Origin of the sequence: Natronospirillum sp. (genome assembly GCF_022565775.1) — a bacterium.
Lineage (GTDB): Bacteria > Pseudomonadota > Gammaproteobacteria > Pseudomonadales > Natronospirillaceae > Natronospirillum.
Map to the genome: position 1 here is coordinate 1 of NZ_JAIUMC010000025.1, position 25,374 is coordinate 25,374.

General features: G+C 56.6%; 25 protein-coding genes. 16 read left to right on the plus strand and 9 right to left on the minus strand.

From position 1 onward, the window contains the following. The 10 genes from LAT62_RS06955 to LAT62_RS07005 all read left to right on the plus strand — a co-directional run. Window positions 1–344: methionine adenosyltransferase domain-containing protein (locus tag LAT62_RS06955; protein ID WP_293381042.1), on the plus strand; the 344-nt coding region annotated here is incomplete at its 5' end. 175 nt (window positions 345–519) lie between these two features. Beyond that, window positions 520–1,920, plus strand: a complete 1,401-nt coding sequence (gene ahcY, locus LAT62_RS06960; RefSeq protein WP_293381045.1) for an adenosylhomocysteinase — start codon at window positions 520–522, stop codon at window positions 1,918–1,920. Window positions 1,921–1,977: 57 nt separating this feature from the next. Then, the gene (metF, locus tag LAT62_RS06965; RefSeq protein WP_293381135.1) at window positions 1,978–2,823 is read left to right on the plus strand and encodes a methylenetetrahydrofolate reductase [NAD(P)H]; all 846 of its coding nucleotides are present in this window, start codon (window positions 1,978–1,980) and stop codon (window positions 2,821–2,823) included. Window positions 2,824–3,062: 239 nt separating this feature from the next. Beyond that, a complete protein-coding gene (locus tag LAT62_RS06970) occupies window positions 3,063–4,187 on the plus strand; it encodes a Na/Pi symporter (protein ID WP_293381048.1) in 1,125 nt (374 codons plus the stop codon). A 30-nt stretch (window positions 4,188–4,217) separates the two neighbouring features. Then, complete coding sequence (locus LAT62_RS06975; RefSeq protein WP_293381050.1) at window positions 4,218–4,886, plus strand: phosphate uptake regulator PhoU; 669 nt, start codon at window positions 4,218–4,220, stop codon at window positions 4,884–4,886. Window positions 4,887–4,948: 62 nt separating this feature from the next. Further along, the gene (locus LAT62_RS06980) at window positions 4,949–5,434 is read left to right on the plus strand and encodes an NADAR family protein (protein WP_293381052.1); all 486 of its coding nucleotides are present in this window, start codon (window positions 4,949–4,951) and stop codon (window positions 5,432–5,434) included. Between the two features lie 113 nt (window positions 5,435–5,547). Beyond that, the gene (locus tag LAT62_RS06985; protein ID WP_293381054.1) at window positions 5,548–7,374 is read left to right on the plus strand and encodes a flagellar brake protein; all 1,827 of its coding nucleotides are present in this window, start codon (window positions 5,548–5,550) and stop codon (window positions 7,372–7,374) included. Window positions 7,375–7,409: 35 nt separating this feature from the next. Next, a complete protein-coding gene (locus LAT62_RS16360; protein ID WP_367120539.1) occupies window positions 7,410–8,891 on the plus strand; it encodes a DUF1538 domain-containing protein in 1,482 nt (493 codons plus the stop codon). Continuing rightward, the gene (locus LAT62_RS07000) at window positions 8,888–9,235 is read left to right on the plus strand and encodes a transcriptional regulator (protein ID WP_293381057.1); all 348 of its coding nucleotides are present in this window, start codon (window positions 8,888–8,890) and stop codon (window positions 9,233–9,235) included. Before LAT62_RS16360 ends, LAT62_RS07000 begins: the two co-directional genes overlap by 4 nt. Window positions 9,236–9,248: 13 nt before the next feature. After that, the gene (locus tag LAT62_RS07005; protein ID WP_293381060.1) at window positions 9,249–9,635 is read left to right on the plus strand and encodes a CBS domain-containing protein; all 387 of its coding nucleotides are present in this window, start codon (window positions 9,249–9,251) and stop codon (window positions 9,633–9,635) included. A 6-nt stretch (window positions 9,636–9,641) separates the two neighbouring features. Here the strand turns inward: LAT62_RS07005 and speD are convergent, their stop codons facing one another. Then, on the minus strand, window positions 9,642–10,466 hold the full coding sequence (speD, locus tag LAT62_RS07010) for an adenosylmethionine decarboxylase (protein ID WP_293381063.1): 825 nt from the start codon (window positions 10,464–10,466) through the stop codon (window positions 9,642–9,644). A 63-nt stretch (window positions 10,467–10,529) separates the two neighbouring features. Then, window positions 10,530–11,288 (minus strand): exodeoxyribonuclease III, encoded by a 759-nt coding sequence (locus tag LAT62_RS07015; RefSeq protein WP_293381066.1) that lies wholly within the window; start codon window positions 11,286–11,288, stop codon window positions 10,530–10,532. Between the two features lie 212 nt (window positions 11,289–11,500). On the opposite strand from LAT62_RS07015, the gene pyrE reads away from it, so the two are divergent. Together pyrE and lpdA are read left to right on the plus strand one after the other, a co-directional pair. Next, window positions 11,501–12,145, plus strand: a complete 645-nt coding sequence (gene pyrE / locus LAT62_RS07020) for an orotate phosphoribosyltransferase (protein WP_293381069.1) — start codon at window positions 11,501–11,503, stop codon at window positions 12,143–12,145. 119 nt (window positions 12,146–12,264) lie between these two features. Next, on the plus strand, window positions 12,265–14,397 hold the full coding sequence (gene lpdA / locus LAT62_RS07025) for a dihydrolipoyl dehydrogenase (RefSeq protein WP_293381072.1): 2,133 nt from the start codon (window positions 12,265–12,267) through the stop codon (window positions 14,395–14,397). Window positions 14,398–14,431: 34 nt separating this feature from the next. Here lpdA and LAT62_RS07030 read toward each other — a convergent pair whose 3' ends face one another. Next, window positions 14,432–15,712 (minus strand): MFS transporter, encoded by a 1,281-nt coding sequence (locus LAT62_RS07030; protein WP_293381075.1) that lies wholly within the window; start codon window positions 15,710–15,712, stop codon window positions 14,432–14,434. Window positions 15,713–16,367: 655 nt separating this feature from the next. Here LAT62_RS07030 and LAT62_RS07035 point away from each other — a divergent pair. The 4 genes from LAT62_RS07035 to LAT62_RS07050 all read left to right on the plus strand — a co-directional run bounded on the left by LAT62_RS07035 (window position 16,368) and on the right by LAT62_RS07050 (window position 20,169). Next, entirely contained in the window at window positions 16,368–16,832 is a 465-nt protein-coding gene (locus tag LAT62_RS07035) for a hemerythrin domain-containing protein (protein WP_293381078.1), read from the plus strand. A gap of 228 nt (window positions 16,833–17,060) precedes the next feature. Continuing rightward, window positions 17,061–18,332 carry an FAD-binding oxidoreductase gene (locus LAT62_RS07040; protein ID WP_293381081.1) on the plus strand — a complete coding sequence of 424 codons (1,272 nt, stop codon included), beginning with the start codon at window positions 17,061–17,063 and terminating at the stop codon, window positions 18,330–18,332. A gap of 79 nt (window positions 18,333–18,411) precedes the next feature. After that, window positions 18,412–19,233: an alpha/beta hydrolase gene (locus tag LAT62_RS07045; protein WP_293381084.1), complete on the plus strand. Its 822-nt coding sequence runs from the start codon at window positions 18,412–18,414 to the stop codon at window positions 19,231–19,233. A gap of 24 nt (window positions 19,234–19,257) precedes the next feature. After that, a complete protein-coding gene (locus tag LAT62_RS07050) occupies window positions 19,258–20,169 on the plus strand; it encodes a sensor domain-containing diguanylate cyclase (protein ID WP_293381087.1) in 912 nt (303 codons plus the stop codon). A gap of 52 nt (window positions 20,170–20,221) precedes the next feature. Here the strand turns inward: LAT62_RS07050 and LAT62_RS07055 are convergent, their stop codons facing one another. The 6 genes from LAT62_RS07055 to LAT62_RS07080 form a co-directional block, all read right to left on the minus strand. Next, entirely contained in the window at window positions 20,222–20,773 is a 552-nt protein-coding gene (locus LAT62_RS07055) for an outer membrane beta-barrel protein (protein ID WP_293381090.1), read from the minus strand. A 163-nt stretch (window positions 20,774–20,936) separates the two neighbouring features. Next, entirely contained in the window at window positions 20,937–21,116 is a 180-nt protein-coding gene (locus LAT62_RS07060; protein WP_293381093.1) for a hypothetical protein, read from the minus strand. A 205-nt stretch (window positions 21,117–21,321) separates the two neighbouring features. After that, entirely contained in the window at window positions 21,322–23,460 is a 2,139-nt protein-coding gene (locus tag LAT62_RS07065) for a peptidase domain-containing ABC transporter (RefSeq protein WP_293381096.1), read from the minus strand. A 1-nt stretch (window position 23,461) separates the two neighbouring features. Beyond that, entirely contained in the window at window positions 23,462–24,226 is a 765-nt protein-coding gene (locus LAT62_RS07070; RefSeq protein ID WP_293381099.1) for a CPBP family intramembrane glutamic endopeptidase, read from the minus strand. 266 nt (window positions 24,227–24,492) lie between these two features. Next, the gene (locus LAT62_RS07075; protein WP_293381102.1) at window positions 24,493–24,807 is read right to left on the minus strand and encodes a hypothetical protein; all 315 of its coding nucleotides are present in this window, start codon (window positions 24,805–24,807) and stop codon (window positions 24,493–24,495) included. A gap of 247 nt (window positions 24,808–25,054) precedes the next feature. Then, on the minus strand, window positions 25,055–25,192 hold the full coding sequence (locus LAT62_RS07080; RefSeq protein WP_293381105.1) for a hypothetical protein: 138 nt from the start codon (window positions 25,190–25,192) through the stop codon (window positions 25,055–25,057). Between the last annotated feature and the right edge of the window lie 182 nt (window positions 25,193–25,374).

Genomic DNA, 25,374 nt, shown 5'->3' on the forward strand with positions numbered 1-25,374 from the left:
ACCGCTCTGCGGCCTATGCCGGGCGTTATGTGGCCAAGAATATCGTGGCCGCCGGACTGGCCGACAAGTGCGAGATCCAGATCTCCTATGCCATTGGTGTGGCCGAGCCGACGTCCATTTCGATCAACACCTTTGGTACGCACAAGGTGAGCGAAGACACCATCGCCACGCTGGTCAGGGACCATTTCGACCTGCGCCCCGGCGGCATCATTGCCATGCTGGGTCTGCGCCGGCCGATCTACCGGAAGACGGCAGCCTACGGCCACTTCGGGCGCGAGCTGCCCGAGTTTACCTGGGAAAAAACAGACAAGGCCGAGGCGCTGCGCGCCGCGGCGGGATTGTAAGGATTGACTGGGGCCTGACGGCCCGAGCGCGGCCAAGGCCGGCGCCTACAACAAGGGCACAACACCGTAGGAGCGCCGGTCCGACGCCTCGGCCCCGTGCGCGATGCGTGGCCAAGGGCCACAGCCTACAAATGCGACCCCGACATATTCACGAATACTTGGAAGGTAGAACACCATGACCACAGCAGCACAGATCAACCAGTTTGACGACTACAAGGTTGCCGACATTTCCCTGGCCGATTACGGCCGGGCGGAAATCGACATCGCCGAAACCGAAATGCCGGCCCTGATGGCCCTGCGTGAAAAATACCGTGCCGAGCAGCCGCTGAAAGGCGCGCGCATCATGGGCTGTATTCACATGACCATTCAGACCGCCGTGCTGATCGAGACCCTGGTCGACCTGGGCGCTGAAGTGCGCTGGTCGTCCTGCAACATCTTCTCGACGCAGGACCATGCTGCTGCGGCCATTGCCGCCGCTGGCATCCCGGTATTTGCCTGGAAGAACGAAACCGAAGAAGAGGCCGAATGGTGCATTGAGCAGACCATTCGCGATCACAAGGGCAGCCAGGGTGTCTGGGATGCCAACCTGATTCTGGATGACGGCGGTGACCTGACCGACATGGTCCACAACCGGTTTCCGGAGTTGCTGAACAACATTCACGGCATCTCTGAAGAGACCACCACGGGTGTACACCGCCTGCTCGACATGATGAACAAGGGTGAACTGAAGGTGCCGGCCATCAACGTCAACGATGCCGTGACCAAGTCGAAGAACGACAACAAGTATGGCTGCCGTCATTCGCTCAATGACGCCATCAAGCGCGGTACCGACCACCTGCTGGCAGGCAAGAAGGCTCTGGTCATCGGCTATGGCGATGTCGGCAAGGGCTCGGCCGCCTCTCTGCGTCAGGAAGGCATGATCGTCAAGATCACCGAGGTCGACCCGATCTGTGCCATGCAGGCCTGCATGGATGGGTTCGAAGTGGTCTCGGCCTATCGCAATGGCGTCAACGACGGCACCGCTGAAAGCATCAATCGCGAACTGCTCGCCAACACCGACCTTCTGGTGACCTCCACCGGCAACACCAATGTGTGTGACCGGCACATGCTGGCTGCACTGAAGTCCACTGCGGTGGTGTGCAACATCGGGCACTTCGACAACGAGATCGACACCAAATTCATGCGCGACAACTGGCGCTGGGAAGAGATCAAGCCGCAGGTGCACAAGATCTACCGCAGCGATGACAAGAACGACTTCCTGATTCTGCTGGCCGAGGGCCGCTTGGTGAATCTGGGCAATGCGACGGGTCACCCGAGCCGCATCATGGATGGCTCCTTTGCCAATCAGGTGCTGGCACAGATGTACCTGTTCGAGCAGAAGTTTGCCGATCTCCCGGCCGAGCAGAAGGCAGACAATCTTTATGTGAAGATTCTGCCCAAGAAGCTGGACGAGGAAGTCGCCGCAGAAATGGTGCGTGGCTTTGGCGGCGTGATCACCCGGTTGACGCCCGAGCAGGCCCAATACATCAACGTCCCGGTCGAAGGTCCGTTCAAGCCGGAAGATTACAAGTACTAGTTGGCGCACAGGGTCGACTTTCGACCCTGAAAATCTGCCACTGAGCGCAAGGAATCAATCAACGTGAACCCGAACATCCCCATCAGCTTCGAGTTCTTCCCGCCCAAAACGGAAGAAGGACTGGCGAAGCTGCACCAGGTCCATAGCGCCCTGAGTGAGCGGAACCCCGAGTTCTTCTCCGTCACTTATGGTGCCGGTGGCTCCACCCAGGAGCGCACCATCAATACGGTGCTGGACCTGCATGCCAAGGGTATCCCCACGGCACCGCACCTGAGCTGCATCGGGTCGACCGAAGACACATTGCACGCTCTTCTGGACCGCTACAAGGCTCAGGGCATCAACCGAATCGTCGCCTTGCGTGGTGATCTGCCCTCGGGCATGGGTGGCTCCACCGGCGGTGACTTCCGCTTTGCCAGCGATCTGGTTGCCTTCATTCGCCATCACTATGGTGATGCCTTTCATCTGGAAGTGGCAGCTTATCCGGAGATGCACCCTCAGGCGCCCAGTTTCGATGCCGATGTGCGCAATTTCGTGCACAAAGCCGAGCAAGGTGCCGACTCTGCCATTACCCAGTACTTCTTCAATCCGGACGCCTACTTCCACTTTGTGGGGCGGGTTCGGGCGCTGGGCTGCAATATTCCGATCGTGCCCGGCATCATGCCCATCACCAACTACACCAAACTGGCTCGTTTCAGCGATGCCTGTGGTGCGGAAATACCCCGCTGGATGCGCAAGCAATTGGAATCGTATGGCGATGACAGCGACAGCATCAAGGCTTTCGGCCTGGATGTCATCTCCCGCCTGTGTGAAGAACTGCTCGCCAATGGTGCGCCCGGCCTGCACTTCTACTCGATGAATCAGGCCGAGCCCAACCTGCTGCTGTGCGATCGTCTGGGGCTCTGACAGGAGCTCCTTCAGCCCCTCTTCTGTGCGAAAACTTCTCTTTTATGACAGGGCTGTAACATAACTGTCACATTCAAACGCTAGGGTGGCCGCGTTGTCACAATAGTGTCATCATACTGCAACTTTTTTCAGGGCTTCCCACGCAAAAGGGCTGGAAACAGATGTCTGCTGAACCCTCAAAAGCTCAACCGCGCAGATTCGCGCTGTCTCGTCAGAGACCCAAGGAAGCACCTGCCTGGATGCGCGGCATCTATGCCGGGCTTTGTCTGTATCTGTTTCTGACAGCCTTGAATGTCCTGGGCTCTGGCCTGGGTACCTTTGGTGGCGAAAGCGACTTCCTCCAACGCATGTTCGCCTATGGGCAAAACCCCTTCATCGCCCTGATGGCGGGCGTCTTTGTTACCATGGTCGTGCAGAGTTCGTCGTTCACATCGGCCCTGATCGTCACCCTGGTGGCAACCGGCGAAATGACGCTGGGCACAGCGGTCTTTGCCATCATGGGCGCCAATATCGGCACGGCGGTCACCGGGGTGATCGTGGCGCTGGCGAATATCCGCATCAAGCGCAACTTCCGACGATCCTTCACCGCCGCCCTGCTGCACGACCTGTTCAACATCCTCACCGTTTTCATCGTCTTCCCGATCGAGCTCCTGACCGCCGCTCTCAGCGAGTCCGGCCGCGGTATCTTCACGCAACTGGCCGCTGGCCTGGCCAGCGTGATCGGTCTGGAAGAAGTCGCTCGCCCGGACAGCCCGATCAAGGTCATCACCCGGCCTCTTGTCTACGGTTTTGACAACCTGGGGGCCTGGCTGATGCCGACCACAGCAGCGGCCGGTCTGCTGGTGGCCGGGCTGGGACTGCTGCTGATGTTCATCTCCCTGGTCATGATGGTGAAGAACCTGCGCGGCGCCCTGCTGCGGCATATGGATGGGCTGTTCAAGACCTATTTTTTCAAGACAGACCGACGCTCTTATGTGATCGGCGTCGTATCTACCGTCCTGGTGCAGTCGAGCACCATCACCAGCAGCCTGATGGTGCCGCTGGCGGGTGCTGGGGTGGTGCGTATCCGTCGGGTGCTGCCCTTCATGATGGGCGCCAACCTGGGCACCACAGTCACCAGTATTCTGGCCGCTACGGCCAACCCCATTGCCGCAGCCATGACGGTGGCGTTGTTCCACGTCATCTTCAATCTGACCGGCACCGCCATCTGGTGGCCACTGCGCAAGATACCCATGCGTCTCGCCTCATGGTACGGCAAGCTGGCAAGCCGCAAGGCAGCCTATGCTTTCGGCTTCCTGCTGGGTGTATTCGTTGTTATTCCGCTGCTGGGCATTACCATTACTGAAATGCTGATTCGTCTGTAATGAACTCAGACCCAAATTGAGGTTCGCCAAATGTTTCGACAACTCTATAGCGCTCTGACTTCCGAGAACACGCTGGATCGCGCGTTCGAGGACCTGACACAGATGCTCGAGCATGGAGCCTGGATGTTCGAGCAGGCCAATGCTGTAATCTTCAGCACCGTGCCCGTGGAAGAGGTGAAACAGCCGCTCTACGACCGCGACCGGGCCATTAATGACCTTGAGCGCTCGATCCGGCGCAAGGTCATGCGCCATCTGACCATCAATCCGGGTCATGATGTTGCCATCTGCCTGGCACTGATGAGTGTGGCCAAGGATGCCGAGCGCATCGGTGACTACTGCAAGAATGTATTCGAAGTCGGCACCTTCTATACCGAGGGGTTCAATGTGGCGCGTTATCAGGAGCCACTGGACAAGACCTCGGACGAGATCTACGACATGTTCGGGGAGCTCAGCAAGGCCACCAAGGATTCTGACGAAGACCGCGCCAGGGCCGTCATTCACAAGGTGCTCGATGTGTGTCATCAGTGCGACAAGATTGTGGTGTCGCTGCTGAACGAAGAAGAGCCAGTACAGTTTCATGAAGCGGTGGCCTATTCGCTGCTGGCGCGGCATTACAAGCGGGTGGCTTCCCACTTGGGCAATGTCGCCACCGCCGTGACCGGAAACCTGGAAGATCTGGACTTCTTTTCCAGCGACTAGTGTCCTGTTGACGGGCAGCGGCTATACTCTGCTGCACCCGTATTGAGCCGAAGTATTTGCCCATGCCGCTGTTTGACCGCACAGACGAAGAAGAAGACATTGTCCAGGTCTGGCGCCTCGACCCGGACGATCCGCTGGGCTGCGCCGCCTTGCGCCCTTTCGAACTGGATGGGTATGAGTGGCCTACCGCTGAGCATTACTACCAGGCCATGAAGTATCCCGACCGACCCCGCTTCCAGGCCATTCTGGACGCACCGGACGTCGCCACTGCCCGCAAACTGGGCCGGGGCTGGCTGAAAAGACCGCGCGCCGACTGGAAGCAGGTACGCACCGTGGTCATGACCCGGGCCCTCTACACCCAAAGCCATACCTACCCCGACTTCTCCGAAGCATTGCTGGCCACAGGTGACCAGTCGATCCATGAAATGTCACAATATGACTATTTCTGGGGCCGCGGCAGGGATCATCGCGGCCACAATCACTATGGTCGGGTATTGATGGATATCAGGCGCAAGCTGCTGGAAAAGGCCGGGCAAACGTCAGATTGATCCGGAGCGGCTCCCTTACAGTTTGCACCCGTGCTGCCGCTACAGTCGGTACGGGGCCGGCCACGCCGGCGGCATTCATTCATCCTGCGCCTGTCAACGCATGAGGTAATACGGTGGAGCAACGTCCTGTTGAACAGAAAGCCGACGCGGAAGGCGAGTTCATCCAGACGCCCAGCGAGATCAATCGTCTCTTTTCCCGGGTCAAGGAGAAGCTGTCGCCTGTGACGCTGCGCTTTCCCGGCATGCAGCGGGCGATGACGTCCTATATTCTGGGGATCGACCCCAAGCTGCGCTATATCCTGCTCGATGAAGTACTGCCCAAGGCCGACAACCGCATCATGCAGGAAGGCGGCCGCTCGCTCACGATCGAGACCTACTATGACGGCTGCCGGCTACGCGCCAAAGACCTGAAGGTCAAGACGCTCAAGGAAGACGGCAACCTGTCCTACCGTATCGACTTTCCGGCCGAGGTCCACTATCTGCAGCGCCGCGCGTCTTATCGCGCTCAGGTGCGCCGGTCGCTGGAGATCCCCGCGCGGATGCTGGACATCAACCGTCAGGTAGTCAACGGCCTGCTGCGCGACTTGTCGGCTGAGGGCTGCCAGGTTCAAATCATCGGCGACTATGTTGATGTACTCAAGCCGCACGACAAGGCGATTCCTCTCAAGTTCTACTTTCCCAACGGGACTTCCCTGGTATTGAAGGCGGAGCTGCGTTTTGTCGGCTTTGACGAAAACGGCGGCTTCACCAAATGCGGCTGTCAGTTTGCGCAGTTGGATACCCACAAAGAGCGGGAAATCTCTCGCGTGGTCACTGACCTGCAGCGCGACTTCATCAACTTCACCAAGCATGGTGGTAATCCCGAGGGCATACCACCTCTGTTTCTGCCCCCGGAAGTTGATGAAGATATTGCCGCGCTGGACGGTAAGCCACCGCCCACCCAGTCGGCGACACGCGCCGAGGAAAGCCGCAAGGCCCGCGATGCCCGACGCGCGCGCCGCCATACCGATCCGGAGAGAGTCGACATCCGTCGCACCGTGCTGTCGAGCGTGGCAGCCGTCAAGTCACTGATTGGCAGCGCCCGTCTGAAGCAGGATATTCCGGCAGAAGAGCTGCGCGGTGCCGCCACCCAACTGGCATTGGCTCTGTATCAGGACCGCGAAGCGCTGCTGGTCCATACCCATATCCGCAATACGACGGACTTCATCTTCGAACACCCGGTCAGTCTGGCCATTCTGTTCGCCGATCAGGCGAGTCAGATGAACAGGCAACTGGACCAGGATGCCCTGCGAGACCTGATCTTTGCCGGCCTTTGCCACGACGTGCCCCGGGCACTGCTGCCCGATGGCGAGAAGGAAACCGGCGTCGAGGTGAGCCAGGACAAACGCACTGTCCTGAAAAAACATATCAACGAAATCTGTCATGCCCTGAAGGCCAATGACGCGGTGCCGAAAGACACCGCCATGCTGGTCGCCCAGAGCTGGGAGCGGCTCGATGGCAGCGGCCTGCCAGAGGGCCTGAAAGAACAGCAGATGCACCCGATGGGCAAATTGATCGCCTGCCTGGACGCCATTGATACAGCCGCCCACCTGTATCGCAGCGATGTGTACTACAACCCGGCAGTGGCCTACAAGCGGGCGCTGAGCATGCCGGAACAGTTCGACAATACGCTGGTCAAACGAATCATCATGGCGCAGGGGTTGTTCCCGCTCGGTGCACCGGTGCGGTTGGACAACGGCTATCTGGGTATGGTGATGCGCCACAATGCGCAGCGCAAACCCCGCATTGTGCGTCTGGTCTACCATTTGGCCGATGAGTCTCAGGTGCCACCGCGTGACATCGATATTGAGGAAAACGGCGTGTCAGTGAAGGGGCCGGTTGATTCACTGCGCCACGATCTCAGTGCTACGCTCTTGCAGTCACCGCTGCAAATCCCATAATGGGGCAAATCCGATCATCCTGAAAGGACGCACTTTTGGCCACACTGCGTGAACTCTGGCACGCCTTCCTGCATGCAGGGCGAAACCTGCTGCCGATCATCGTGGTCGTGGCCGTCTTTCAGGCTTTCATTCTGCAACAGGTGCCTGACAACCTGCTGAGCATGAGCATCGGCTTGCTCATCGTCGCTGTCGGTGTTGCTCTGTTTCTGCAAGGCCTTGAGCTGGGTGTTTTTCCGATCGGCAAGAGCCTGGCCAATCAGTTTGCCCGCCAGGGCTCGGTTCCGGTTCTGATGAGCTTTGGTTTTGCCATGGGCTTTTCCGCAGTAATTGCCGAACCGGCATTGATTGCTGTGGCGGATCAGGCGGCAGTCATCAGCGACGGTCGCGTCAATGCCCTGACCCTGCGGCTGGTGGTCGCCCTCTCGGTAGGGCTGGTCATGGCACTGGGTGTATTGCGCATCATCCTCGGACACCCCATTCACTGGTACCTGATCGCCGGCTATGTGATCGTGGTCAGCGTCACCTGGTTTGCCCCGGAAGAAATCGTCGGGCTGGCCTATGACTCGGGCGGCGTCACCACCAACATTGTGACGGTGCCGCTGATTGCTGCCATCGGCATCGGCCTGGCCAGCTCGATTCGCGGGCGCAACCCGCTGATGGACGGTTTCGGGCTGGTTGCCCTGGCAGTAATGGTGCCCATGATCAGTGTGCAACTCTACGGGATTGTGGTCTATTCTTTCGGCGACACCGAGGCGGTAACGACAGCTGCCAATGGAATGGAGGCCCCGCACCCGCTACTGCAGATGCTGCTCGACCTGGCTTCGATGATCCGCGATGTGCTGCCCATCCTGGTGGTCATTCTGTTTTTTCAGTATCTGATACTGAAAAAGAAGCTGAACAATCCGCGCAAGCTGGCGGTCGGCTTCGGTATGGTGATATTCGGACTCTACGCGTTCGTGGTCGGTCTCAAGATGGGTCTTTTCCCGATCGGGGAAAGCATGGCCGAACAGTTGATTCAGCGTGACAACTGGCTGTTTGTCTATCTGTTCGCGTTCTGTATCGGCTTTGCCACGACCATGGCGGAGCCGGCACTGATTGCGGTGGGTCAGCAGGCCGAGCAGGCCGCACCCGGCAAGCTCAAGGGGTCGGTGATCCGGCTGATTGTAGCGCTGGGTGTGGCTATCGGCATTACCATCGGTGTACACCGGATCATTTCCGGTGATTCGATTCATTACTATATTATCGGCGGCTATCTGCTGGTGATCGTGTTGCTGATACTGTCACCCAAGTACATCGTCGCACTGGCTTTTGACCTGGGGGGCGTCACGACCTCCGAGGTCACCGTTCCGCTGGTCACGGCGCTGGGTATTGGCCTGGCTTCCCAGATCGACGGACGCAGCGTATTGATTGACGGCTTCGGCCTGATTGCGTTTGCGTCCATTTTCCCTATCGTAACCGTCATGACCTACGCCATCATCATGGAGGCCATGGCCAGACTCAGGAGTACATCATCATGAAATTTTCTGCCTTGGTGGCCATAGTGCCCGATGACCTGGAACAGGAGGCCATCGACGCAGCGCGTTCCGAGGGCGCCTGTGGGCTTACCCTGCTCTCCGGGCGGGGCATTGGTACCGAAGAGCGCAAATCCTTTTTCGGTCTGACCTACGAAGGCAGCCAGTCGGTGTTGCTCGCCGTGCTGGAGCGGCGTCTGTCACTGCGTGTGCTGAAAGCTCTGCAGGCGCTGCTGACGCGCGACGGCAGTACCAAAGGGGTGGTGTTCACCAGTGCCATCGACCATATTGGGGGTATAGACTTGTCGCAGGTTGCCCAATTCGAAGAACAGATCAAAGACGAACTCTGAACAGGACAATATCATGCTCGCCAAAGATCTCATGGTCCGCAACGTAATCACCGTTGACTGCAGGGCCACACTGCGTGACGCCATCCGCCTGATGAAAGAGCACAAGATCAAGTGCCTGGTGGTCAACAAACGCCACCCCAATGATGCCTATGGCATGGTTACCTATTCGACCATCGTCAAGACGGTGGCTGCGGAGAGTGGCGATATCGATCTGATCAATGTCTATGATGTCTACACCAAGCCGCTGCTGACGGTCGCGGAAGACCTGGATGTAAAGTATGTGGCCCGGATGATGATCGATTACCAGGTCAAGCGCGTGCTGGTGTGCAACAACAACGACATGTCGGGCCTGATCACCATGCACGACATCGTGGGTGAAATCATGAAGACGGTAGACTGAGTCGGTTTACGAGCGAGTCTGCTTCCTGGAAACCGGCTGACTGGGCATCATGTTGCGCGAGTAGAACAGCTCTTGCATTTCCTTGCTCAGCCGATAGCGGATGTCTTCCAGATCCGAGGCACTGAATTCGTCTGTGCCGGCGCCAAACAGGTAGTGTTCCAGTTCCATCTGCTTCAGCATCATCTTGGTGTGAAAGATATGCTCCTGATAGACGTTCACGTCGATCAGTTCGTACTGGTCCTTGGTGACTTCATCAATGTAGTTCTGGATCGAGTTGATCTCGTGATCGATGTAGATCTTCTGGCCGTCTTCGGTGCGCGTAAAGCCGCGCACCCGATAGTCCATGATCACCACATCCGAATCGAACGAGTGAATCAGGAAGTTCAGCGCTTTCAGCGGTGAAATCACACCACAGGTCGATACGTCGATGTCGGCACGAAAGGTACTGATACCATTGTCCGGGTGGCTCTCCGGATAGGTGTGCACCGTGATGTGGCTTTTGTCCAGGTGGCCGACGACGGACTCGGGCAGGGGGCCGGGCGCATTGGACAACTCATCGGCACTCGGGTCGATCGGGTGCTCGGCGATCAGGATGGTGACACTGGCACCCTCCGGCTCATAATCCTGCCGGGCGATATTGAGCACATTGGCACCGATGATTTCGGTGACCTGGGTCAGGATATCAGTCAGTCGATCCGCGTTGTAAAGCTCGTCGATATACGCAATATATTCCTGACGATGCTGCTCCGTCTTGGCGTAACTGATGTCGTAGATATTGAAGCTGAGTGACTTGGTCAGGTTGTTGAAGCCGTGCAGACGCAGCTTGTCCATGACGCAGCCTCCATTCTTGTGGGGTGTCAGGGTGCGCTATTCTGAAAGTGTGTCTGCCGTTTTTCAATCAAAATCGTAGTCGACTTCGAGAATGCAGTGCGTGGAAATTCTCGGCTCGGTCAGGATGCGGGCATCAAAGACGTAGTCGGCCAGATTGGGAGACAGCAACTGATAGTCGACACGCAGACCATTTCGCTGTGCTTCATCATACGGCCACCAGGTATGCTGGCGGTCGCCCCGGTTGACCAGGCGGAAGGCATCAACATAGCCCATCGGGCCCAGTACCTGATCCATCCATGCACGCTCTTCCGGCAGGAAGCCCGACGTTCGCTGGTAATCCTGCCAATTTCCGAGATCAATGGTGCGATGCGCAATATGGAAGGTGCCGGCAAAAATGAACTCGCGACGCTTGCGCCGGGTCTTCTTGAGGTGATTGCCGAACACGTCCATGAAGTCGAACTTGGCTTCCTGCTCCTCTTCATCGTCAGCGCGCGGGAAGAGCACGGAGCAGACGCTGAAGCGGTCGAAATCGGCCTGCATGAAGCGGCCTTCCATATCGACCTGGGGTACACCCAAGCCGCGGATCACCGCCTTCGGCATGTCACGGGAATAGATGCCTACGCCGCCCTGCTCGGGGTCATCAGCATCGAAGAAGAAACCAAAGTAGCCGGGTACTTCCAGCAGGCTTTCGGGAATATCTTTTTCCTTGATGCGCAGATCTTGCACACAGACAACATCAACATCCGAATGCTCCAACCACTGCAGGAAACCTCTGTCCGCTGCATTGATAAGGCCGTTCAAGTTGATACTGACGATTTTCATAACCTTCCTAAAGACGCGTGGACCACGCCTGTTATAGATATTCCTGATGTCTCGCCCGACCGGGCTCAAGCCTCTGACATCCGTCCCAGCGGCCCGATTCCTGTATTGTAAGGTGCGCCAGCACAATTGTCACAGCGCCAGGGCGGAAATTTGACGTTATGCCCGCTATAATGCGGCGCAATTTCCGGTTTTCAATCGACAGGCCTCTCTTTATGCACGATTATCAGCGCGCCTTTATCGAACTGGCACTTCAACGCGGTGTACTCCGGTTTGGTGAATTCACGCTCAAATCCGGCCGCATCAGCCCCTATTTCTTCAACGCGGGCCTGTTCAGAACGGGCGCCGATCTGGCGCAGCTCGGCGACTGCTATGCCGATGCACTGATGCGCTCCGAGATCAATCCGGACCTGCTGTTCGGACCCGCCTACAAGGGTATCCCGCTGGCCAGTGCCACCAGTATAGCCCTGTATCGCAAGCATGGGGTCGATCTGCCCTATGTATTCAACCGTAAGGAAAAGAAGGATCACGGTGAGGGTGGCAATCTCGTCGGTGCAGCACTGGAAGGTCGCACCCTGATCATTGATGATGTCATTACTGCCGGTACAGCAATCCGGGAAGTGATGGATATTCTGGCCGAGCACCCGAAAGCGAGCCTTTGTGGCGTCTGTGTGGCACTCGACCGGCAGGAGCGCGGGCAGGGAGATCGGTCTGCCATTCAGGAGATTGAAGACACGCACAAGGTGCCTGTTGTCGCCATTATCACCCTGCAGGATCTTATCGACTTCATGGCAGAAGACGAAGCACTGAGCCCGCATCTGGAGAGCGTGAAAGCCTATAGAGATCAGTACGGCGTCTGAGAGGAGGCTGGTACATCAGGCAGAAGTGGCCGGAACTTTCTGTTGCATCTGATTTCCAAGCTCACCGTATCCGCCGGGCGACTTTGCCCGGCACCACTCGATTGGCTTGAGGAGTTCAGATGAAAACCCGCCTGTTGTTGCTTGGGGTCATTGTCGCCCTGATCGCTGCCTATTTCCTGTTTGATGTCGGGCGCTTTCTGAATCTGGACTATCTCAAGGCCCAGCAAACCAGTTTCAACGCTTTTTACCTGGACAATCAGGCGCTGACCATCAGTGTCTATTTCGTGTTCTATGTCACGGTAGCGGCCCTGTCCCTGCCCGGCGCCACCATCATGACGCTGGCCGGCGGTGCCATCTTCGGCCTGCCGCTGGGGCTGCTGATTGTGTCTTTTGCCAGTTCCATCGGTGCCACACTGGCCTTCCTGGTCAGCCGGTTCATTCTGCGCGACAGCATTGAGACGAAATTCCGCAAACAGTTCGATGCCATCAATGCAGGCGTCAACAAGGACGGGCCGTTTTATCTGTTCACCCTGCGCCTGGTGCCGCTGTTCCCCTTCTTCGTCATCAACCTGCTGATGGGTCTGACCCGCATGAAAACCTGGACCTTCTACTGGGTCAGTCAGGTGGGCATGCTGGCCGGCACGGCAGTCTATGTGAACGCCGGCACGCAGATCGCAGCCATCGAACGGGTCAGTGACATTGGCTCACCCCAGTTGCTGCTGTCATTCGCACTGCTGGGCATCTTCCCGCTTATTGCCAAGAAAACGGTGGATTTCATGCAGGCTCGCAAGGTTTACAAGCGCTTCGAGAAGCCGAAACAGTTCGACAACAACCTGATCGTGATCGGTGCCGGCTCCGGTGGGCTGGTGAGTGCTTACATCGCAGCCACGGTCAAAGCCAACGTCACCCTGATCGAAAAACACGCCATGGGTGGTGACTGCCTGAACACCGGCTGTGTACCCAGCAAGGCGCTGATCAGAGCCGCCAAAACGGCCAAGGAGATGCGACATGCTGATCGCTTTGGTCTCAAGTCCGTGGAGCCGGAGGTGGACTTTGGTGCGGTCATGAACCATGTGCATCAGGCCATCAAGACCATCGAACCCCATGATTCGGTAGAGCGCTACACGGGACTCGGAGTCAATGTCATCAAGGGCGAGGCGTTTATCCGCTCACCCTGGGAAGTAGAGGTCAATGGCCAGACCCTGACCACCAAAAACATCATCATCGCCACGGGTGCTCGGCCCTTTGTGCCGCCCATCAAGGGACTGGATCAGGTCGACTACCTGACCTCGGACAACCTCTGGGAACTGAAGGAACAGCCCGGGCGATTGGTGGTGCTGGGCGGCGGCCCGATTGGCTGTGAACTGACGCAGGCCTTTGCCCGACTGGGCAGCCATGTCACCCAGGTGGAAATGGGTGACCGCATCATGCCGCGGGAAGACAAGGACGTGTCCACCCATGTGAGCGACGTATTCTCTCAGGAAGGTGTCGATGTGCTGACCGGCCATCAGGCCACGGAAGTGGTTATCACTGACGGTCAACCAGAGCTCATCTGCCAGCACAACGGCAGTGAGAAACGCATTCCGTTCGACCGGATTCTGGTCGCCGTCGGACGCAAGGCCAATGTCACCGGCTTCGGCCTGGAAGAGCTGGGTGTGGAGATCAGCGACCGGGGCACCGTGGCGGTGGACGCCTACCTGCGCACCAACTATCCCAATATCTTTGCCGTGGGCGATGTGGCGGGGCCCTACCAGTTCACCCACACGGCGGCGCATATGGCCTGGTTTGCAGCGGTCAATGCTCTGTTCGGCAAGTTCAAGAAGTTCCGCGTCGACTACAAAGTGATTCCCTGGGCTACCTTTACCGATCCGGAAGTGGCCCGAGTGGGTCTGAGCGAAGCCGAAGCGAAGGCTCAGGGAATCGAGTATGAAGTCACCCGTTACGGCATCGGCGACCTGGACCGCGCCATCGCCGACGGCGACGCCCGGGGCTGGGTCAAGGTACTGACCATGCCCGGCAAGGACAAGGTGATCGGGGCCACCATCGTCGGCACCCATGCCGGGGATCTGCTCACCGAATATGTCAGTGCGATGAAGCACGGCATTGGCATGAACAAGATACTCGGCACCATCCACACCTACCCCACCCTTAGCGAAGCCAACAAGTTCGCGGCCGGAGAATGGAAGAAGGCCCGCAAACCCGAGAAGCTGCTGGAATGGGTCGGCCGGTTCAATGGCTGGATGAGAGGCTGAGCGTCAGCGCAGTCTCTCATCTCTTCCGGGCAGATCACGACAACTCGGGCTCGTCTGCAATGGGCTCAAGTGGCTCGCCGTCTTCATCCAGCAGCTGGTGATCGTAGGCCGCCTGCAGGCCGGTATCCTCAGCATGCTGCACGTAATCATCCTCGAGCTCTTGGTCAATGTAGCGCGGATACAGCGGTGACAGAAGCGCCCCGACAACACCCATGGCGCACATCATGGCAAAGGCGTCGGCATAGCCGAAGCGGTCGACCAGCAAACCAATCACCGGCGAGCCCACGGCCTGTCCCAGCGCCAGGGCCAGAAACGGCAGCACCGGCCCCATCGACAGTCGACCCGGCAGCAGGCGAATACCGGTCAACAGGTACAGCCCCGACAGGCTCATGTAGGCGAGACCAAAGACCAAGGCGGAAAACGAGGCAAGGAAAACCTGCCCGGGGCTGGCGGCCAGCAACGCCAAACTCGCTGCCATCATCATCAACATCAGGGCATGCGTGATGGGCGGGTTGTTGCGATCCGCCAAGTCACTGACCACCGCACCGCCCATACCGGCAATGCCCACAGCGAGCCACAGCCAACCGGTCTGATCCGGCGAGAGACCACCTAGGGTGACGGCCAGATCGGGAGCAAAAATCCAGTAGGGGGCAGAAACAAAACCCATCGCAAACGCAAATACCGACAGCCGCAACAGTCGTGACCACTGCAGCAATGTAATGGGCGGCGGGGGTGCCGCATTGGACGGCACAATCCGCGATACCGAGGGTATGAAATACCAGGCCGCCACGATGCCTGCGCCGGCAATCACCGCAAAGCCGAGATAGGAGATGCGCCAAGCGTCAGTCAGGAACAACACCGCCGGAACCGAAACAATGATACCGATGCTGGTGCCGGCATTCATGACCGAGCTTACACGCCCGTGCACTGCCCGGTTGACCAGCACCTGCATGGCGGCGGTCAGGGCAGGCATCATCAGACCGGTACAGATACCACAGGCAAACACGCCTGCCCCGAGCATCCACTCGTTCTGAGCCTGGCTGATGAGTGCGAGACCAAGCACACCGAATATGCCGGACATGACCGCGGTATTGCGCGCGCCCAGACGGTCGGCTGACAAGGGCGCAACCAGCGTCGCCAGAATGAAACTGATCAACGGCAACGCACCGATAATACCGATCACATAGGCCGACAGATCAAGATCAGCACGGATCGGCGGCACGAACAGACCGAACGCAAAGCGCGCCAGCCCGTAACTGATTGCCACAAGCGCCGCACCGAACAGTGCAAACCCGGTACTCGACAAAGGCTTCATCCTGACCTCACTCAAAACAACTGAAAGACCCGAGGAGGACTCGGGTTCCTTAGAGAACTACCCAAACGCGGACCGACCTGCGGGCCCAAGATTACTTCATCGCTGCGGGACAAGTCTGCCCACAAATACAGGAAAGCAGAACCTGATGACGTTTTCGAGCAAGAAGAAGGTTGTTATTGGTGTCAGGCGATATTTTCACGGCACCTGACGACTTGAACCAGACTATACCCAGTGGATGCTGGCAGATCCGAGGATCATTCTTTTCATTCTCGAATACCGTCGCAAGAGGTCTGGAATTGGGTCCAGATAGCGCCTGAAGGACCTGTAACGGAGGCAGTAACTCGAACCCATCGAGAGCTGCGTTATGTTGGATAGCGAACGGAAGAACTGGCTGAATAAAAATAGAGTTCGGAGGTACTTTCATTTCCGTTTGATATGAGACCGCTTATGCAAGCCTCTGCCCCCAGCAACCATTCAGGCGCCTCCTGGGGTGCCACTCTGGCGGGTGCTGCTCGGCGTACCCCTTCCGATCAATATTTTACTGGCCATCATTCTTTGACGGTCTTCAGGGGCACCCACATAGACACCGGCACAAGGCGCAATGAACACCCTGTTCCAAACGCCTGCGCCAATATCCAAGGACGAGGAGACGACCATGACACTAGTGACTGATGCCCGGGAAGGCACCGACGCACTATCCTTGCTGACCAAAGACCACCGCGATATCGAAACCGCGTTCGCGGAATATGAAAAGCTGTCGCAAGCAGACACCCTGAAAAAAAGGAAGTCTCTCGCTGACCACATAGGCAATGAGCTGTTGAAGCACATGGCCATCGAGGAGGATGTTTTCTATCCGGCGATCAGAGACAAGGTACCGGGCGCGGAGGGCGCAGTAAAAGAGGGCATCGTCGAACATGGCGCCGCAAGGAACATGATCAAGCAGATCAAGTCCATGAAAGGCAACGAAGAATTATTCGATTCCAAGGTCAAGGTATTGAGTGAACTGATTCAGCACCATGTTGAAGAAGAAGAGAAAGACATGTTTCCCAAGGTGGAGGCATCGGACCTTGACCTCGAAGCCCTGGCCAAAGACATGGCGGGCCACAAGGCAACGCTTTAAGAGACCATGAAAGGAAGCATTTGATGACGCATCGCAAGACGGTTACAGACACAACAGACAGGCCCAAAACACTCACAAACCGACGAAAAAAATCAGGCACAACGGCAACAAAGCTTTGGGATATGGCCACGACTACGCTCAGTCACCGCCGTAAAGGACTATCTCCGATCCGCCGGCGGCGCGGCGGACGCTGAGTTTCTGCCTGCCAAAAACAAAAAGGAAGGAACCATGGATCTCAAAAGCGGCAACCCCTACTGGGCCATCAAGAACGGGCTGATGTGCACCTTCCCGCAACTCGAGGCTGATATCACGTGTGATGTGGTAGTGATGGGTGGTGGAATTACCGGCGCCTTGATCGCAGACGAGCTAGCCAACAACGACTACGACGTGGCGGTAGTTGAGCAACGGGATGTTGCCTGGGGCAGTTCGGCAGCCTGCACCGGGTTGTTACAGTACGACATGGATATCAACATGGTTGATCTTGCCAGGCGCTATGGTGAAGCTCATGCCGCTCTCGTCTGCGAGGCCTGCACCGAAGCCTTTACTGATCTGCATGATCTGATCACTGGCCTGGGTGACGTGGATTTCGATATGCAGGAAAGTCTCCACTGCGTCAGCAAGGAAGGTGACAAGACTGCGCTGCGTGAGGAGCAGGCACTGAGGTTCAAACACGATCTGGATGCGCAGTGGCTCGACTCTGGGCAACTTCTGGAGCACTTCGGGATCAAGGCACCCGGTGCTATTTTGACTCGACTCGCGGCTCGTGTGGACCCCTATCGGCTGACATCAAGGCTGCTGATGCGACTGAAGGAGCGCGGTGGCCTGGTGTTTGATCGCACCGTGATTGACTCCATAGAAACCAGCGAACAAGACGTAACAATCCGCACACCGGAAGGTACCAAGATTCGCGCCCGCCATCTGGTCATGGCGGCCGGGTACGACGCCCAGACGTGGCTGCGACAGTCTGTTGCAAAAAGCCGCAGCAGCTACGCGTTTATCTCCGATCCGATAGAGAGAGCAACGCTGGGCCTGCTGGCCTCGACCATGGTCTGGGAGTCTGCCCGCCCCTATTTGTACATGCGCACCACCGGTGATGGCAGATTGCTGGTCGCTGGGGACGATGACAATACAGAGTCGCCTGGCCGCCGTGACCGGATTCTTGAAGGCAAGGTCAAACACCTGTGTACCAAGGTAAAAGAACGCTTTCCGGACTTGCGGGTGCGCCCTGCCTACTCCTGGAGCGGCACCTTTGCTGAGACTGCAGATGGCCTGCCCTTTCTGGGTGCACATCCGCAGTATGGTCCCAGAGTGCAGTTCGCCATGGCTTATGGCGGGAACGGCATCCTTTTCAGCATGCTCGGAGCGGGGATGCTGAGGGCCAATATCGAACATCGTCCGCTGCCGCTGGCGGCACTGTTCGGGTTTTCGCGCCTCGACAATAGCCTGGCTGAGAAAGCCAGCAAGACCGTATGGAAAACCAGAGAGCACGAGGCAGTGTGATTGCACAGCTTTCTGCCTGTGCGCTCTGCGTGAGTCGACTATACTTACCGCCTGTATGCACTCGGGGCCCTGACCTGACATGTCGGCTGATAGGACGCTGATTGAACGGAACAACATTCGCCGCTGCGGCAGCGGTGAAAAAACGCTACTGCTGGCGCATGGTTTTGGCTGCGACCAGAACATGTGGCGGTTTCTTGTGCCCCTGCTGGAGCCGGACTTTCAACTGGTGCTCTTCGACTATGTCGGGTGGGGCGGCTCCAGTCTGGAGGCTTATGACGACAAGCGGTATTCAACGCTGGCCGGATATGCTGAGGACATCAACCAGATATGCGCCGGGCTGAATCTGAATGATGTCACCATTGTCGGTCATTCAGTCAGCGCCATGATTGGTCTGCTGGCCAGTATTGAACGACCGGAAAGGTTTTCTTCCCTGGTCATGGTGTGCCCGTCGCCCTGCTTTCTCAATGACCCGCCGGAGTATCACGGCGGCTTTGAGCATCAGGATATTGCGGAGCTTTTCGATCTGCTGGACAAGAATTTCATCGGCTGGGCCGAATATCTGGCCCCGTTGGTCATCGGACAGTCGGGCAATGAGGATTTTATTCGGGAGCTGACCGAGAGTTTCTGCTCCACCGACCCGGTGATAGCCCGAAACTTCGCGCAGGCTACCTTCTACTCGGACCTGCGGGGAGAGCTTGCTCTGAGCCGCCATCCTTCGCTGTTGCTGCAGAGCCAGTCGGACACACTGGCCAGTGTTGAAGTAGGGGAATACATGCACCAACACATGCCCGCGAGCGTGCTGCGTGTCCTGGCAAGTAAGGGGCATTGTCTTCACATGACCGACCCGGAGGCCGTAGCCGCGGAAATCCGCGAGTTCATGGGCCTGCCCAGATCAGGATGACTGATTTTGACCAGAGAGGCTCGCATGAATAAGGAGCAACCCAGCAGTGTCGGCTATGCAGTGGACCTGTTTCCCTGCGGATGCGTTGTCACCAATACCGAACGAACCATACTCTCGTTCAACGAGTACCTGTGCAAAAAATTCGAGCTGAGCAGGTCTGATCTGCCGGGTTCGAACATCAGCACCCTACTCACCAAAGGCTCAAGAATATTTTTCGAAAGTTATGTGGTACCCCTGTTAACCCGGGATGGCCGCATAGAAGAGTTGCAGATGTCGCTGCACAACGCCAACGGCGTCGCAGTGCCCGTTATCGTCAACGCCCGGCACTGCTCGGTTGGCAACGTCATATATTGGAGTCTGTTTCCGGCGACGCTCCGGGACCAGTTGTTTCAGGAACTCGTCAATGCACGCCGATCCTACCAGGCTCGCGCCGACGAAATGAGTACTATAGCCAGCACAGATGCGCTGACCGGGCTACTTTCACGTGGCGAGCTGGAACCGAGAATCGAAGGTGCTTTGTTCGACGCCCGAGCGTCCGGGGCACCCTTGTCATTGCTGTTTATTGATATCGACTACTTCAAAGAGGTGAACGATCAATTTGGCCATGTCGTCGGTGACCGGATATTGGAGAAGCTCGGGTCCATCCTACGTCTTGAAAGCCGCAACGGCGATCTCGCCTTTCGTTATGGCGGCGAGGAGTTTGTCATTATGCTCACCGATACACCTGTTGAAGAGGCCGAAAACGTGGCGTCACGCCTTCATGATCGAGTGCGATCTCTCGCGTCAGACGAGCCATCCATAACCATCAGTATTGGTATCGCATCCGGCAACAGTGGCCTGTCGCCGGGATGCGATGAATTGCTCTCACTCGCAGATCAGGCCCTGTATCAGGCCAAGCGGGAAGGCCGTAATCGAACGACTGTTTTTGGCCAATAATGTCTACTGGATTATCGAAGCGAGTAACAGGTGCGTTGAAACACTGTTGCTATCAGTAGTTGTAGCCAATACCCAGCGTATAGGCAAAAGCGCCGTCACTGAAGGATGACGTGGCCTCATCTATGCCAGAAAAGAACCACTGGTACTCGACACGACTCAGCAGGTAGGTACTGGGGAGTGCATAGTACTTCATGCCGCCTTCAAGGCCAGAAAACGCGCTGTTGTTGTTTCCATCGCCGTAGATAAGACCCAGACTACCGCCAACGAAGGGACGTGCTCTGTCACTGCCGAACTGGTAGTCGATGTAGGCACGTGTCGAGCCGTTCCAATAGTCGTTGCGCAGGTTCTCTCCCTTGATACTGGCGTAGTTGATGCTCTGGCGGATACCCCATACCAGATGTGGCTGCAGATACCAGCCGTGTTCCGCTACAACGCCAAAAGTACCATTGTCGAAGTTTGCATCGTTGCTGCCTGTACCGGAAATGGAAAACTCACGATCACCTGCGGAAGGTCCGGTTCTGGGAGAAAAGTGGTCACTGGCCGCCGCGGTTGCAGCGGGGGCGGCAACGGTCAGGCACAAGAGAAGCTTGGTTACGTTTTTCATATCAACGCCTTTTGCTGTGTATGATGGACGGACCTGTAGATTGCCGGCGTCTGCAAAAGGCGTCTGTGCGGTAGCATACGTGACTGGCGCAAGACCTTGGACCGTTTTTGGCTCCACCAGGTGGCCTTGAGAAAATCGAGCCTCATATGAAATTATCCAGCAATCACTGTTCTGTCGGAGCGCACTCAAAACCAGTGGTGTTCACCCGTTTTACGCCGCCCTCACCACAGTCAAGAAGGGCCTGTTGTGAATGCCTGGCCACCTGATAGACAGGGAACAGCTCTGTAACTGCAAGCGCCAATATCAGGACGCCGCCGACTGACGCTGCAATCTTGATGGTCATAAACTATCCCTTGTTTGATGCCGCGCCACATAGTCGTCGTAATGCCTGTTGATCAGATAAATCGCGTATACAACGCTTGGGCACCACAAATAAATCGACAGATGCATCAATCGTTTTTCTACTCTCTCTCCAAGCTCAAGCGGCTCAGCAATCGACCATGGAAAAAATAGCGCGCTCAGATACAGTTCATATTTCTGAAGAATGATCATCCTTGGTCTTGGCTCCCCAACTCTACCACCCGATCCGCCGAGTCTATCGTCTCCTGACGATGTGCCACAATGATGCGGGTCATGTTCAGGTGGCGGATATTCTCGTTGACCTGTTGTTCGTTGGCGGCATCCAGATGGCTGGTGGCTTCGTCCATGAACAGAATGCGGGGCTGTCGATACAGCGCCCGGGCCAGCACAACGCGCTGTTTCTGCCCGCCACTCAGGCTGGTGCCCATGTCTCCCACGAGCGTGTTGTACTGCATGGGCATCTTCAAAATGTCTTCATGAATGGCTGCCAGTTGCGCCGCCTCCTGTACCCGATTCAAATCCGGCTGAGGGTCAAAGCAGGCAATGTTGTCCGCGATGGATCCACTTAGCAGTTGCTCATCCTGCATCACTGCAGCGATCGACGCCCTGTAGTCCGGCACCTGATGTATCGGCTGGCCATCCACCGTGATCTCACCGGCTGACGGGCTCATCAACCCCATCAGACATTTTAGCAGCGTGGTTTTACCGCAGCCACTCGGGCCGACAATGGCCACCGCCTCCCCCGGCTCGATGTCGAGATCGATCCCCGCCAGTACCGGCGGGTCGGCATCACTGTACTGATAGCTCAGTCCGCGGACCGACAAGGCCCCGGCAATGCCTGTACGCTGCTCGCCCGGCAGCGCGGGCAGTGCCGCATCGACATTTTCTGCCTGTGTGAAGGTAATATCGGCCAGGCGGTCCAGATGCAGGCCGATCATGCGCATTTCGATCAACTGGTCAATCAGACCGTCCATGCTGTCCACAAAACGCTGCTTGTAGCTTATGAAGGCGAACAACATGCCTACGGAAAACACATCGCCCATGACCGCCCGCGCCGCCAGATACACTACGATGATGTTTTCCAGCCCGAAAAGCAGGCCATTGATTACCCCGTAGCCGATGCGCAGTTTTTCAACCCGGATATCCGCGTTCATGGCTTCGGCATAGCGGTTCTGCCACAGGTTCTGCCGATCGTTCTCACGCTGAAACAGCTTGATCGTTTGCATGGCGCGCACGGTTTCCATGAAGTTGGAATCCTGCCGGGCATGGCTGACGATGCTTTCTTCGCTGCGCCGACGCAAAGGCCTGTAGAGCAACCAGCGCGACAGCCCATAGAGCACCACAAACCCGACCACCACCAGCGCAAGCTGCACGCTGTAAATCAGCATCACTACCAGCGTGATGAGTGCCATGACGCCATCCACCAGCGCCGAGACCAGACCGGTGGTCAGCAGTTCGCGGATGTTCTGCAGCGACCCGAACCGCGATACCACATCACCCATGTGGCGTTTCTGGAAGTAGTCCATGGGCAGCCGCACCAGATGACGGAACAGGTTGGCCGCCATCTGGATATTGAGCCGAGTCGACAGGTGCAGAATGCTGATCTCCCGCACGGCCTCGGTGGCAACCCGAATCAGCATCAACAGGCCGAAGCCGATCGCCAGCACCAGTAGCAGGTTGGTGTCATGGCGCAGCAGCACATCATCTACCACTGTCTGCATGTAAAAGGGGGCGGCGATCGCGAAGAGCTGCAGCAACAGGGACAGCAACAGAATGATGGCCAGGCTGCGTTTGAGCCCGACAATGCGCTGCCAGAATTGACGCAGGCGCAAGCGGGGCCGGGCTTTCTCGGGCTTGAACTGCTCGGTGGGTGCCAGCTCCAGGGCAATGCCGGTGAAATGTTTGCTGGCCTCTTCCATCGACAAGGTGCGCTCACCGGCCCCAGGGTCATGAATGACCACCTTCTGCGCCGTGCACTTTTTCAGCACCACAAAATGGTTCATGTCCCAGTGCAGCACACAGGGTGTCTGCAACTGAGGCAGTTCATCGAGTTCCAGTTGCAGCGCTCGACCGGCGAGGTGCAAACCGGCCGCCATGTCGATCAACTGCTTCAGGTTCACCCCGTGCTGACTCACCGAAAACCGCTGACGCAGGCGACTGAGATCAATCTCATACCCGTGGTAGCCGGCAATCATCGCCACACAGGCAATGCCGCATTCCGCCGCCTCGGACTGATGAATCATCGGCAGGCGGCGACTGCCACTGAACTGCAGTAGCTGACCGGCAGGCAGTATGCCGTTGGCTGCTGAACTCGACTGCGTCGTCATGTCAGTAGAGTCCCAGATACACCAGGCTGACCATGGCAATCGCGTTGTTCAGCACGTGAAGGATTGCAGGCGTCCAGATCGAACCGGTTTTCTCCCGCGCCAGACCCAGGATGATCGAGAACACAAAGAGATAAATCAGAATAAGCCATGAATATTGTGCGGCATGGACCAACGAAAAAATCAACGAAGTCAGCAGCACCGTGCCCCACAGTCCCAGACGAGTCTTGCGCCAGGCCGTGAACAGATAGCCCCGGAACACCAGTTCCTCGATCACCGGCGCGACCACTACAAAGGTCAGAAACAGCCCGAGATGCCGGCTACCTGCCAGAGACGTCATGATCTCCCCGTGGTCTGCTGGCACCAGCACTTCCATCACGGACATCACGACAAAGTATCCACAATACACCAGCGCCCAGAACCCGAGCAGATGCAATGGCACCGCCCTGAACGCAAGCGTATCCCGCCAGTGCTGGCTGGAGAAATGCGCCGCGAACAACACACAGGGAATCAGTAAGACTGCTTGCAGGAGACTGACCACCATCAATCCTGTCGGGCTGAGCAGGGCTTCCATCAGCAACTCGTCGTCCTCGACCAAGTCAGGTTGGGTCACTCCGAGATAAGCGCCATACAGCATCGCGGCGCCATAGAATAACGCGGCAAAGGCCACCAACCAGGCAATGGATTTTCCGACGGTGGGCAGTTGCTGGGCGTCTGGTGAAGAGGTTTCACCGTTGAAGTTTTCGGGTGTTGCCATGTGTTGTGACATATAGAAGTCCTTTTAAAACAGAGGAACAATTCACTGACTATCTCTATTATTTTCAATACCAGCCGCAAACCTGACTACAAAGACAATTAAATAGAAGAACGAAACGACAATAAGACCTAGAAAACAACCAGATAATCCAGAGATGTCAGCTCAGAACCTTCTACACTCTTTGAATATAAGTTTTGGCCGCCAACTAGCGCAAAAAATAGAATTACTGAAAAAGCAGTTACCATAATTTGCAAATCCTAATGACTGAGTCCAGAGCATTAAACTAGCCAGTCGATACCTCCTCGGGCACCATGAAAAAAGGATCCCACCAGAGAAAGACCTACAATTGAACAATAAATCATAAATTTCCTCTTCCTGTCCTTCGTGTCGCTGACGCCACGAAGTTTTTCAGAGAGAATAACTAAATTCAGAAAGGCAAATACAAGCCCCGTAAAAAGCCCTTGGAACAAATTGCCTCCGAACAAATCATCGCCCCATAAAAGGACCCCGAGAATATAGTCAAAAACATAACCAAAAGAGACAAAACCAAACATAAAAACAGCAGGCCAATTCAGCTTTTCTATACTAAACATTGGGAAAACTCCAATATCAAAATAGAGCAGCGCACTAAAAGCGCACTGCTCCTCAGTAACCGATAATTCAGTCTATCAGTTTAGACACATCTGGTTCCCGGTCCTGTTGTCTCGCTCTGCTTGGTTCTTACCTCGGTTGTATCCATATGTGGCGGATGCAATTATAAGAGCCCCTATAGCCCATGGGTTTCCGCCTGATACTTTTACAACCTGTTCTTCACGGATTTTCTTCATTGTCATCTCCTTATCAACAGTCAACGTTATCGTTATAGCCTTGGCGCTTGCCAACACGATAAGATGCATAGGCAATAACCGCTGTACCAGCCCAGACGAGCGGATTTCCACCACTAACCATCTTGGTTTCGTTCACACTTAAAGCTTTCATTTCACATCTCCTTTGAGAATTATCAGATTTAAGTTAATGTCTTCCCTGACAACACACGAATCCCTATTCGTGAGTCTGTCTCCCGGTGGTGGTTTGCTCGTCAAAGTTCAGCCACCATCGGGCTCCCTTTCAACTAAGCCCAAGTTGGGCCAAGTCAAACTCTTGCATTCGGTTTGTCCAGA